The organism is uncultured Marivirga sp. (genome assembly GCF_963974845.1).
GTDB lineage: Bacteria > Bacteroidota > Bacteroidia > Cytophagales > Cyclobacteriaceae > Marivirga > Marivirga harenae.
Window position 1 is genome coordinate 65,266 of the sequence record NZ_CAXBEQ010000002.1, and the last position, 12,169, is coordinate 77,434.

General features: G+C 37.0%; 15 protein-coding genes. 9 read left to right on the forward strand and 6 right to left on the reverse strand.

Annotated elements, in window-relative coordinates; translation table 11 throughout:
* Positions 1-131: 131 nt before the first annotated feature.
* Genes AAC601_RS04650 through rpmB form a run of 3 tightly spaced genes read right to left on the reverse strand, consistent with a single transcriptional unit; the run spans position 132 to position 735 of the window.
* Positions 132-281 carry a DUF4295 domain-containing protein gene (locus AAC601_RS04650; RefSeq protein ID WP_340152615.1) on the reverse strand — a complete coding sequence of 50 codons (150 nt, stop codon included), beginning with the start codon at positions 279-281 and terminating at the stop codon, positions 132-134.
* 2 nt (positions 282-283) lie between these two features.
* Complete coding sequence (gene rpmG / locus AAC601_RS04655) at positions 284-466, reverse strand: 50S ribosomal protein L33 (protein WP_303270885.1); 183 nt, start codon at positions 464-466, stop codon at positions 284-286.
* A gap of 29 nt (positions 467-495) precedes the next feature.
* Positions 496-735, reverse strand: coding sequence for a 50S ribosomal protein L28 (gene rpmB, locus AAC601_RS04660; protein ID WP_303270886.1), 240 nt, complete (start codon positions 733-735; stop codon positions 496-498).
* 186 nt (positions 736-921) lie between these two features.
* On the opposite strand from rpmB, the gene rocD reads away from it, so the two are divergent.
* Positions 922-2,202 (forward strand): ornithine--oxo-acid transaminase, encoded by a 1,281-nt coding sequence (gene rocD / locus AAC601_RS04665; protein WP_303270887.1) that lies wholly within the window; start codon positions 922-924, stop codon positions 2,200-2,202.
* A gap of 123 nt (positions 2,203-2,325) precedes the next feature.
* Here rocD and AAC601_RS04670 read toward each other — a convergent pair whose 3' ends face one another.
* A complete protein-coding gene (locus AAC601_RS04670; protein WP_303270888.1) occupies positions 2,326-2,865 on the reverse strand; it encodes a dihydrofolate reductase family protein in 540 nt (179 codons plus the stop codon).
* Between the two features lie 70 nt (positions 2,866-2,935).
* On the reverse strand, positions 2,936-3,658 hold the full coding sequence (locus AAC601_RS04675) for a 1-(5-phosphoribosyl)-5-[(5-phosphoribosylamino)methylideneamino] imidazole-4-carboxamide isomerase (RefSeq protein WP_303270889.1): 723 nt from the start codon (positions 3,656-3,658) through the stop codon (positions 2,936-2,938).
* Between the two features lie 225 nt (positions 3,659-3,883).
* On the opposite strand from AAC601_RS04675, the gene AAC601_RS04680 reads away from it, so the two are divergent.
* Positions 3,884-4,501, forward strand: coding sequence for a transcription elongation protein SprT (locus AAC601_RS04680; protein WP_303270890.1), 618 nt, complete (start codon positions 3,884-3,886; stop codon positions 4,499-4,501).
* A 4-nt stretch (positions 4,502-4,505) separates the two neighbouring features.
* On the opposite strand, the gene AAC601_RS04685 is transcribed toward AAC601_RS04680, so the two are convergent.
* Entirely contained in the window at positions 4,506-5,075 is a 570-nt protein-coding gene (locus tag AAC601_RS04685) for a hypothetical protein (RefSeq protein ID WP_340152616.1), read from the reverse strand.
* A 303-nt stretch (positions 5,076-5,378) separates the two neighbouring features.
* Here AAC601_RS04685 and AAC601_RS04690 point away from each other — a divergent pair, with 303 nt between their 5' ends.
* The 7 genes from AAC601_RS04690 (at position 5,379) to AAC601_RS04720 (ending at position 12,067) form a co-directional block, all read left to right on the forward strand.
* Positions 5,379-6,620: a parallel beta-helix domain-containing protein gene (locus AAC601_RS04690; protein WP_303270892.1), complete on the forward strand. Its 1,242-nt coding sequence runs from the start codon at positions 5,379-5,381 to the stop codon at positions 6,618-6,620.
* Position 6,621: 1 nt separating this feature from the next.
* A complete protein-coding gene (locus AAC601_RS04695; RefSeq protein WP_340152617.1) occupies positions 6,622-7,707 on the forward strand; it encodes an SO2930 family diheme c-type cytochrome in 1,086 nt (361 codons plus the stop codon).
* A gap of 1,434 nt (positions 7,708-9,141) precedes the next feature.
* A complete protein-coding gene (locus tag AAC601_RS04700) occupies positions 9,142-9,516 on the forward strand; it encodes a metalloregulator ArsR/SmtB family transcription factor (protein ID WP_085516314.1) in 375 nt (124 codons plus the stop codon).
* Positions 9,513-10,163: a mercuric transport protein MerTP gene (merTP, locus tag AAC601_RS04705; protein ID WP_085516313.1), complete on the forward strand. Its 651-nt coding sequence runs from the start codon at positions 9,513-9,515 to the stop codon at positions 10,161-10,163. The genes AAC601_RS04700 and merTP overlap by 4 nt, the downstream gene beginning before the upstream one ends.
* Positions 10,164-10,170: 7 nt before the next feature.
* A complete protein-coding gene (locus tag AAC601_RS04710) occupies positions 10,171-10,503 on the forward strand; it encodes a heavy-metal-associated domain-containing protein (protein WP_013454245.1) in 333 nt (110 codons plus the stop codon).
* A 2-nt stretch (positions 10,504-10,505) separates the two neighbouring features.
* The gene (locus AAC601_RS04715) at positions 10,506-10,724 is read left to right on the forward strand and encodes a GDCCVxC domain-containing (seleno)protein (protein ID WP_013454244.1); all 219 of its coding nucleotides are present in this window, start codon (positions 10,506-10,508) and stop codon (positions 10,722-10,724) included.
* A complete protein-coding gene (locus AAC601_RS04720) occupies positions 10,724-12,067 on the forward strand; it encodes an NAD(P)/FAD-dependent oxidoreductase (protein ID WP_013454243.1) in 1,344 nt (447 codons plus the stop codon). The genes AAC601_RS04715 and AAC601_RS04720 overlap by 1 nt, the downstream gene beginning before the upstream one ends.
* Positions 12,068-12,169 lie beyond the last annotated feature (102 nt).

The window sequence follows — 12,169 nt, forward strand, 5'->3', positions numbered from 1 at the left end:
GTAATTAGAGGCTTACAATAATACGAAATATTAACACTAAAGTCATTAAGAAACGGATAATAGCAGAAGTGTACAAACAAAAAAAGTCCCAAAAGAGGGACTTAAATCAATTTAAACCTTAAAAACTACAATTATTTTTTAAGTGCCTCTTTGGCCATATCCAAAGGTACCATTTCTTCACGGAAAGAATAACCTCCGTTTTTTGACTTTACTGCTTTGATTATTTTAGCATAACCTTTAGCGTCTTTATCTTTTAAACTTGCTACAACTTTCTTAGCCATGATTACTTAATTTCTTTGTGAACAGTATATTTCTTCAAAATTGGATTATATTTTTTCAACTCCAATCTCTCTGTTGTGTTTTTTCTGTTTTTGGTCGTGATATAACGAGAAGTACCTGGAGCGCCAGTTTGTTTGTGCTCTGTACATTCTAAAATAACCTGAACTCTATTTCCTTTCTTAGCCATTGTGCTTTATATTTTTTAGCAATAGAAAATTATACTAATACATTACCGTTTTCACGTGCTTTCTTCAATACAGAAGTAAGACCATTTTTATTAATGGTTCTGATTGCGCTTGCAGATACTTTTAAAGTGATCCACTTGTCTTCCTCAGGAAGATAAAACCTTTTCTTTTGCAAATTTGGCAAAAATCTTCTTTTGGTTTTATTATTTGAGTGCGAAACATTGTTTCCCACTTGTGGTCTTTTTCCGGTAATTTGACAAACTCGTGCCATATCTATCTAAATTAATTTTGTTGTCGATTTCAAATTGGTCTGCAAATATCGGCAATATTTTGATAATCACAAACCTTAGCGGAAAAATACCGCCTTATTTTTTGGTTTTCCAAGGGATTGCCGTCCTGATTTGTTAGATTTACATTTCAAGAGTGTGCAATTTACTAATTTTTAAACTTTAAAGCTATGATTGAAGAAATCAAAAACAGTCAACAAGCCATTGACATGGAAAATAAGCATGGAGCTCATAATTACCATCCGCTGCCTGCCGTTTTGGCCAAAGGAGATGGAGTTTTCCTTTGGGATGTAGAAGGGAAAAAATATTATGACTTCTTATCTTCATACAGTGCGGTTAACCAAGGACACAGCCACCCAAGAATATTAGAAACCCTTAAAAAACAAGCTGAAACACTAACTCTAACATCAAGGGCTTTCTACAATAATATTCTAGGGCCATTTGAAAAATACATCACTGAATATTTTGGCTTCGATAAGGTATTACCCATGAATTCTGGTGCAGAGGCAGTGGAAACTGCTTTAAAAATTGCCAGAAAATGGGCGACTGAGAAAAATGGTGTTGCTCCAAATGCTGGTAAAGTAATAGTAGCAGAGCAAAATTTTCATGGCAGAACAACTACTATCATTTCCTTTTCGAGTGATGCTAATGCCAAAAAGAACTTTGGCCCTTACAATCCTGGTTTTATAAAAATTCCTTACAACGATACTGAGGCTTTAGACAAAATTTTAGAAGGAGAAGATGATGTGGTTGGATTCTTGGTGGAGCCAATTCAAGGAGAAGCAGGAGTTTACAGACCTGACAATGATTATTTAAGAAAGTGTAAGGAGATCTGTAAAAAACATAACGTACTGTTTATTGCTGATGAGATTCAGACAGGAATAGCTAGAACTGGAAGTTTATTAGCTGTTTGTGGTGATTGTACTTGTCAAGGCCATTGCGAAAAGCAATCTACTTATGTAGAGCCAGACATTCTAATCTTAGGTAAAGCTTTATCAGGAGGTTTTTATCCTGTTTCAGCTGTTTTAGCTAATGATCACATAATGGAGGTATTAACTCCCGGTACTCATGGTTCGACTTTTGGAGGAAACCCACTTGGCGCTGCCATTGCCTTAACCGCATTGGAAGTAGTGAAAGACGAGAAACTAGCTCAGAATGCAAGAAAATTAGGACAACTATTTAGAGATAGAATGCAGAAATTCGTGGATTCATCTGACATGGTCAACCTTGTGAGAGGAAAGGGACTTTTAAATGCTGTAGTTATCAATGATTCAGAGGACAGTTCCACGGCATGGGATATTTGCATGGCTCTAAAAGAAAATGGTTTATTAGCAAAACCGACTCATGGTAACATTATTCGATTTGCACCACCTTTGGTTATAACTGAGGAGCAATTGAATGAGTGCTGTGACATTATAGAAAAAACGATTACGGACTTTAAGAAAAAGTAATTCTTGAAAACCTAAAAGCCTGGATGTTAATTCAGGCTTTTTTTGTGAATTTATCTCGATCTGAAATAAGATAAAAATAACTGTCTCTGCTGAAATTTAGCTTTGGTTTAAATTTTTGCAGGATCATCTTTCTCGAACATAATGAAGCTGACTAACTTGATTTAAATATATTTTTGATTCAACAAGGTTAAATTTCAGCTCCTTTGGCAGATCAGTAAATAATGGCGAGCCCCCACCTAATAAAACGGGGATTGTAGTTATTATCATTTCATCAATCAAGTCTTCTCTTAGGAAATTTCTGATTGTAGTTCCTCCATCTATATAAAGATTATTATGCCCTCTTTGATAAATTTGAGCTAGAATTTCCGACAACTCTCCTTTCAACAAAAAAGCTCGTTTGCTATGAGATTCTGGTATTTCATACAACTTTTCGCTCAAAACATAAACAGGCTTTGTATATGGCCAATCAACATCAAATCCTAGTACTGTTTCAAAAGTTTTCCGTCCCATGACAACAGCATCAATTTCCTTGTTGAATTTTGTATAACCCATGTCTGAATTATCAGGATTTGGTATTTCATGCAACCAATCAATGTCCCCATTTTTATCTGCAATATATCCGTCTAAACTTGTTGCAATGAAAACGCAGTTTTTTCTGTTCATCAACTTTGCTTTTTGAATAATTAAAACCTATTAGTCAATCTAAAACATCATTAGAAGCATTCCTAGAAGTCTAAACCAAGAACTCCTTAAGATCGCTTAGTTTGATATTACCTTCATAATAAGCTTTACCAAAAATTACCGCAAAAACACCCATGTCATTTAACTTTCGAATATCATCAATATTACGTACTCCTCCACTGGCTAAAACACAGATGTCTGGAAATTCGTCTAAGATGCTTTGATACAAATCAAATGCAGGTCCTGCTAAAGAACCCTCTTTGCTAATGTCAGTAGTTTTTACATATTTCAATCCTCTATCATAGAAATACCTGATATGCTCAACAATATCAATATCAGTATTTTGCATCCATCCTTTGTATGCTATTTTTCCATTTAAAGCATCTGCTCCTAAAGTGATCTTTTCACGACCGTAGGATACGATCCAAGAGGCAAACAGCTCCTTTCTTTCAACAGCTATACTTGCTGCGGTAATATAATCGGCACCATATTCATAGGCTTTACTAATATCACCATCTGTATTAATACCGCCCGTAAAATCAAGCTCTAAATCTGTATACCCATGAATAGCTTCTAAGATATGATAATTGACTGGTGACCCACGGTGAGCGCCATCTAAATCTACGATGTGAACCACCTTGATTCCATTATCTTCCAACTTCCTTGCCACATCGATAGGCGAATCATCATACACTTTTGCTCCAGCAATATTGGCGCCCTCAACCCTAATAATTTTACCGTCTCGGATGGCGATGGATGGAATAATTTGAATCATAGTTATAATGGTTTAAGAGTATGATATTATAAAATGTTGGCGATTTTTCAAGCCTATGCCCTGTTAATATTGCTTTAAGCTTTAAAGGGCTTTGAAATTACAGCTTAAAACGGAATTTACAAAAGAATCAGGTACAGAAATATTCAATCGTATTATTTTAAAATCTTACAATAGCATCTTTAAAAGCTAATTTTTTCATAATTTCTCTTTAATTTTGATTAGCTTATGAACCATTACGAAAAACAAATACATCATAGATTAAGCCGCTTTGTCCCTGATAATTCCGTTGATCTGGCCTTCAATCTTTGGAAAGAAAAACCATTTCGATTCGTGGTTGTGAAAGCCAGACATTCTAAACTTGGTGATTTCAGAAAAAAACCAAATGAAGATTCGGCCATCATCACTGTCAATGAAAACTTAAATCCGTACTCTTTTCTGATCACATATGTTCATGAAGTGGCACATCATTGGGTCTATGAAAAATTTAAAGGAAGAGTTTCGCCTCATGGTAATGAATGGAAAAATGCCTTTAAAGATTTGATGTTGCCTTTTCAGATTCCCGAAATTTTTCCTGAGCCTGTATTGAAAGCTTTGAATGTTTATATGCTTAACCCTAAAGCAGCTTCACTTTCTGATATTCGTTTGGCTAAAGCTTTAAAAACTTTTGACCCTGTGAATCCTGACGAAATGAGCCTTTTAGAGCTTAAACTTGGACAAAAATTCACGCTTGAAAACCGCCTCTTTGAAAAACATGAAACTCGAAGGACGCGGGTGAGATGTAAAGAGGTGAAGTCAGGAAAATACTATTTGGTGCATAAAATGGCCATGATTATTCCAGAATAGAAATTCAAAAGTCCAGTCTTCGCATCACATACTCTTCCACTCTTTCACAAAATACTTGTGGTTTTAGCGTTCTCCAGTTCAAATGCTCAAACTGGCCACCGCAATTGATGTAGGTATCCACATTAAATTGTTCCCATTCTTCTAAAACAAAATCACGGAAATTAACTCCCACGATCCAGCCATCCTCCACTTCGTCAAACCATTCTTCATAATATTCATCATCCGACCCATGAAAATTGAGGATATTTTCACCAATCAGAATGAATTTATTAATCCCCTGTAAAATCATATGCTCGATAATATTTCTCTTTAAATGCATAATATCATTATGCAAAGTATCATTCCATTCGCCTATCATTTCTATTACCGCTATTCCAACCTCATAATTTGCATACAGGATTTTGATGTAAAGCGTCTCTGAACCGATAGCATCCCATGCTGGATCAATATAATATCCATAGATCGTATCTGTAAAAAGTTCATAATTGTATTCTTTCCCATAGAATGGGGATAGTTCATCCTCTGAGGAGTCATAATATTTTAGCCAGTTATAGTAAGGCTCAATATGGTGCATGCTACAGTTTTAAATAGTTTCGATAAGTTTTATTAATGCGATAAGAAGATAAATAGTTTTTCAAATCAAGGTTTTCTTCTATTTCCAAATCAGAATTCATTTAAACACTTTTTTAGGTATGCATTAACTTTCTCGTTATGATGTTTTTTTTTAATTCTTCACTTAATAGTTCACTGTTCGTTGCCATCGATTGCAAATCAAATAAATCCCATCAAAAACAATACACAAAGTTAGAAGATTTTGCATTCTGGAAAATTTATCCACTATCCATAAGATTTTGTATATTGATGGAAATTTTTTGACATGAAAAAACTGATCTACTTTTTACCTATTCTTTTGTTAATAAGCTGTGATTTCGAACCGGAAGTGGCAGACAGAAGCAACGCTCAATGGCAAAACATTGAAAAAGATTTACAAACGGCCTTAATTATGGCTAATGACAGTGATACAATAGACATTCCCGAAGGCTACTTTAAATTTACCAAAAGCTTATTGTTGGATGACAAATCAAATATCGTTTTCAAGGGGACTGGGATTGATAAAACTGTCTTATCCTTTAAAAATCAAGAGGAAGGAGCAGAAGGTATAAAGATTGCGGATTGTAAAAATATTTCATTGGTTGATTTCACTATAGAAGACGCTTCCGGGGATAATATAAAAATAACCGATACGGACGGTGTCACTTTAAGAAGAGTGAAAGCACAATGGACTGGAAAAGTAAGTGAAAAAAATGGGGCTTATGCAATTTATCCTGTGCTTTGCAAAAACGTTTTGATTGAAAACTGCATTGCCATCGGTTCTTCAGATGCAGGCATTTATGTGGGTCAGTCTGATTCCGTGATTATTCGAAATAACGAAGCCTATCAAAATGTAGCTGGCATAGAAAGTGAGAACTCTAATTTTGTAGAGATATATGAGAATATCGCTATTAATAACACTGGTGGAATATTAGTCTTTGATTTACCTGGATTAACCCAGTATGGAGAAGACATAAAGGTTTATAAAAATGTAGTAAAAGAAAACAACCACCGCAACTTCGCACCTGAAGGAAATATTGTGGGTGTAGTACCTCCTGGCACAGGCATAATGGTGCTGGCCACCCGAAATGTAGATATTTACGGAAATGATATTATCGACAATCGTTCTGTTGGAGTGGCAGTAGTTAGCTATGAACTAGTTGCTGCAATCAGTGAAGAAGAAACCGAAGAAGCCGATGCAGAGCAAGCTGGTTCTGCTCAAAGAGTCAATAACAATTATGAATTAGATGAAAATTACAACCCTTTCCCGTGGGGAGTAAAAATTAGGCAAAATAATATCCGTAATGATAAATGGTTTGCCACTTTCCAGCATGATTTTGGTAAGTTATTTAATTTTAAATTCCCTTTTAATCCGCCCGATATCGTATTTGATGGATTTATGGCAGAAGGAAAAACTGCTAAAGATATATTATGCATTGACCAAAAAGATGTGCATTTTGTCAATTTGGATGCTCCAAATGATTTGGAAAATATGAATACAGACTTAGATGAATTTGCTTGTGATTAAAATGAAAAACGCTCTCTATATTATAATAGGTATATTCTTTCTGCTTTCCTGCAGTACTAAAGAAAGGCAAAAACAAGAAACTCAACAAAGCTCTCCGTCCTCTTTTAGCTTTACTTCCAATAGAGAATTAGGGAAAGAAAAACTCTCTGATTATAATTTTTTCAAAGGAGATCTAGCTGATTTATCCCCTCATGAAAATGTACATCCCTATCAACTTAACTCAGCACTCTTTTCCGATTATGCTCACAAAGCTCGTTTTTTTCAAATCCCAAAAGGTGAAAGCGCAGAATACCATCCAACTGAAGTAATGGAATTCCCTGTTGGCAGTATTTTAATTAAGAATTTCTATTACCCAAACGATTTTTCGAAGCCTGACGGCAACAAAAGAATTTTAGAGACCAGATTACTCATTCATGAGGAAAAAGGCTGGAAAGCTTTGCCCTACGTTTGGAACGATGAGCAAACCGATGCTTTTCTGGAAGTAGCTGGAGCTACCAAAAGCGTAAGTTGGAGAGATAATGATGGCAATACTCAAAAAATCAATTACAGTATTCCTAATATGAACCAATGCAGAAGTTGCCATTTAAAAGATGGTAAAATCATGCCCATTGGACCATCAGCCCGGCAGCTCAATGGAGATTTCGACTATACAGAAAAAGGACAAATGAATCAATTGAAATATTGGCATGCTCATGGATTATTATCGAATTTACCCACGGGAAAATTACCAAAATTAGTCAATTATGAAAATGAATCTGACCCTTTAGCCGATAGGGCCAGAGCCTATTTGGAAATTAATTGCGGGCATTGTCACCGACCGGAAGGTCCTGCCAAAAATTCAGCTTTGCACTTAATGGCCTCAGTTGATAATCCTGCTGCTTGGGGAGTGGGCAAAACGCCAATTGCCGCAGGCAAAGGCTCTGGTGGATTGAAATATGATATTGTAAAAGGAAATGCTGACCAATCGATTCTTACCTACCGCATGGAATCAAGCGACCCAGGAACTATGATGCCTGAATTAGGTAGGAAAATGGTTCATAAAGAGGGCTTGGCTTTGGTGAGGCAATGGATTAATGAGATGGAATAAATAAGTGTTTATGTTTTGATGTGTTGATGATAATAGGCTAGTAGGTTCACATTACGGATTAAAAACCGGATTAACTTAAACCAACACTTATTATTTAGATTTTTGGGTGAATAGCAATATTAGCACAGAGATTATTAACAATACATTGGAAATCGGTAAAGCCAGATTGAACATATCGATATCAGAATAATCTAGATTCACTGACAAATTAAGAATTAACAGGACTATTGATATCAAAATTAGAGATAGAGCAATCTTTTGCTGGTTATTTAGTGGTGTCATGCGCAATGGCTTAAAAAGGAAAGCACAGAAACTTAAATAAACTTCTGTGCTTTCCTTATAAAATAATATCTAGGGCTCAACAATAAAGTTTGAACACTTGTTTAAAAAGGTTTGAACATAATTTTTAGACTTTGTTTAAAAAAGTTTGAACAAAAAATCTTAACTATAGGAAATGAATCAAAGGTATTAGTTACTAATTTAGACTTATAATAAGATTTTTTCAAACATTAACATTTCAAAGCTAATAAATACTTGCGAAATATTTATCCCTAAATAAAATCACGATTTAAAATCCTTTCCAATTACTATTTAAACCCAATTTTTTTGAGGTGCTTTTGAAGCATTAAATTCTAAGAAATGCTAAAGCTACCTTAAAAAGGCAAGTTAGACATTATAATGCCGAAAAACAGAAACAAAAGCTAGAGGCGGGGCGTATTTTCTTACTTTCACTCATCCTGCAGTTCTGGGAGTATACCCGAAAAGTGCTTTATCTAGATTTAGTGTTTTCAGAGCCGGAAGAACGATAAATCCTCAAACTGGTCTGGGAGAAGACTTACGGCAGGATTCAAAGGAATGGCACAGAAAAAGAGTGGCTCAATTACCAAGGAACAGCATTTAGCAGAATCAACACAGTGGCTCGTTGGCTGACGAGAAGCCCCTATCACCGGATACCCAAACCCCACCCCTAGTTTCATCCCATCAATGATCGCAATGGTTTCAAAAAAATCCGGCAGTAGTAAATGAAGCAGGTAACGCTCAAAATAGGAATCCGTAATCAGCTGCTCCTACAACAATCCTTTTTCATTCCTCGAACCATAATTAATCACTGCTTTCACCAAAGTGTTTTTATCCGGAGTACTGGCGGTGACCTGCTATAACTATGCCGAGCTATTTGTTGGAAAAGTGGCAGAAAATCTGCTATCAGCTAGAAGAAAACCCGTTTACAAACCTAAAAGCCACACTGTAAACGGGCAAGATAGACATTTCAAATGTTTGCAATGTGGCAGAGGCTTACACTCTCAAAAGGCATTGAACTGGCATACGAAGTTGCATTAAAGTTATTTTTTTTGAAATTCACTTTATTTAAGCATTTGCTTAAACCTTTATTTTCTTATCTTCGTTATTTAAGTAGTTGCTTAAATAACTAGAAGTATGAGTAAATCGTGTATCAGAGTTTTTGCAGATGTTGAACAGATCAAACAGGGCAAAGAAGAAATTAACAGAGTCGCACCATCAATAACTACGGCAGCTAAGGCATTGAGACTGTCGGGCAATGAAGTCCGATTAAAAATTCTGTACCTGCTTAACAAAGAAACCAGACTTTGTCCCTGTGACCTGAGCGACATTTTGGAAATGACCGTACCTGCCATTTCCCAACATTTGAAGAAATTGAGAGAAGGTGGGCTTGTAACAAGTGAGAAGGTGGGGCAAACCGTGTTCTACTTTTTGGTAGAAGGTAGTATCCAGATCATAAGACATGTATTAGAGAGCTTGTTTATTGACAATAAGAAAGAACCAATATCATGAGTAGTTCAAACCAATCAAATACCTCATCAAAAAACATTGGAGCCGGATTGTTAGTGGCATTCACTTCTTCACTATGCTGTGTCACCCCTGTTTTTGCGACACTCGCAGGCATAGGAGGCATTGCATCGTCCTTTTCATGGATGGAGCCATTCAGGCCTTATTTAATAGGTCTTACAGTTTTGGTGTTAGGGTTTGCCTGGTACCAGAAATTAAAGCCAAGGACACAGGAAGAAATTGAATGCGCTTGCGAGGACGATGAACAGCCCACTTTTTGGCAGTCTAAGAAGTTTCTTGGAATCGTTACCGTCTTTGCTGTATTGATGCTTGCTTTTCCGACTTATTCCGGCATCTTTTTCTCTGACAATAGCAATACATCCAATGTTATCGTGGTAAGTGAAAATGATATTCTGAATGCTGAGCTTAGTATCAAAGGCATGACCTGCACCGGTTGTGAGCATAGCGTGAATGCAGCACTTAATAATAGCGAAGGCGTTCTCGAAGCTTCTTCTTCCTACGAAAACGGTATTGCATTGGTAAAGTTTGATCAATCAAAAGTATCTGTTGAGCAATTGGCAACTGCGGTGGAGGAAGCCACTGGCTATAAAGTCACTGGCAAGAAAATTATAAAAGAAGAAACCTTAAATTAATAGAAAAATGAAACCCATAATTTTCAGCCTAGCATTCATCTTCTTGCTTGCAGGACATGGAATGGCACAATCTGCTGATCCTCAAAAAACAGTCAAAACTATTCAGAAAAGTGAGACAGTTAAGCTCAAAGTCACCGGGCTCACCTGTGCCGGTTGTGCCAGTCATCTCTACAAGGTTTTGAAAGAAACAAAAGGGGTGATTGACAACTCAGTGCAATATCCCGGAGATATAGCTGTAGTGGATTATGACCCCAAACAAACCCAACCTGAACAGCTTATTGCAGCAATTGAAGAAAAAACAACCTATAAAGCAGAAGTACTAAAACCTAAAATCGATTAATAATGGAAAAAGAGATCGTATTACAATCCACCATTACCTGTCCAAACTGTGGACATCAAAAAGAAGAAATCATGCCTACGGATGCATGCCAATACTTTTACGAATGTGAAAACTGCCAAGAAGTATTAAAGCCAAAACAAGGTGATTGCTGCGTGTATTGCAGCTATGGAACAAATGCCTGTCCTCCCATTCAGGAAGGTGGTAAAAACAATTGCTGCTGATGAAAAAATACGATGTAATTGTAATCGGATCAGGCATGGGAGGAATGACCATTGCCAATAAATGTGCTAAAAAAGGACTAAAGACTGCCGTTACAGATTCCAGACCGTATGGTGGAACGTGCGCACTACGCGGTTGTGATCCTAAGAAAATATTAGTCGGAGCTGCTGAAATTATAGACCGGGCCAATAAAATGAAGGGAATCGGTATTCAAGGACATATCTCCATCAATTGGCAGGATTTGATGGCTTACAAAAATGAGTTAGTTTCCAAAATGCCTAAAAATGTGGAGAAAGGCTATGAAAAGTCAGGTGTAGAAATGTATCATGGAACAGCCAGCTTTGAATCTGAAAACACGGTGCGCATCGGAGACGACCTACTGGAAGCTGATAAAATAGTGATAGCTACAGGTGCCCGACCTGTTGTTCTTGATATTCCAGGGGGTAATTTACCAATTGACAGCACAGATTTTCTAAATCTGGGAAAACTCCCTGAGCACATCACCTTTATTGGAGGCGGATATATAGCGATGGAGTTTGCCCACCTGGCTGTCAGGGCCGGAAGTAAAGTGACCATATTCCACCGAGGCAAAATGCCTTTAGAAAGCTTTGAGTCTGATATCGTGAAGCACTTGGTCAAAGCTACTGAGGAATTGGGGATTGAACTTCACCTTGAGTGGGATGTGGTTGCAGTTGAAAAAAAGGATAGTGGCTATACCGTAAAGGCAGAATCAAAAGGGGGTGAAAAAACTATTCAAACGAATTTGGTGGTGAATGCAGCAGGTAGAGTACCGGAGTTGGATGGCATGAACCTGGAAAAGGCAAACATTTCCTACGGCAAGAAAGGGATTGACGTAAATGAATACCTACAAAGTTTAACCAATGAACGGGTATATGCAGCAGGTGATGCGGCTGATAGCAAAGGTCTCAATCTCACACCTGTTGCAGTTATGGAAGGCCATGCAGTGGCAACCAATATTATACGGGGTAACTCCAAAAAGCCTGACTACACGGAAATGCCCAGTTCAGTCTTTACCTTGCCCACACTTGCCGCGGTTGGCATGACGGAAGCACAGGCAAAGAAGGCAGGTTTAGAATATCAGGTAAAAGCCAGCTCAGCATCAAGTTGGTACAATGCCAAACGGATCAATGAATCAACTTATGCTTATAAAATCATTTCCGATAAAGAAGGGTACATTTTAGGAGCCCACATCATTGGCCCTCATGCTGAAGAAATGATCAACCTTTTTGCTATGACAATTAAGGCAAAGCTTAAGGTCTCGGACATCAGGGACATGGTCTATTCCTATCCGTCTATGGCATCTGATATCGGATCTATGGTTTAAAAAAGGTGTTGAAATCAAAACGTAAAATCTGAAATCAACTATATGTTCTTAATTGCAATTTCCTTTTTAGCTTCTGAGATTAAATACTAATCAGTAATTCCG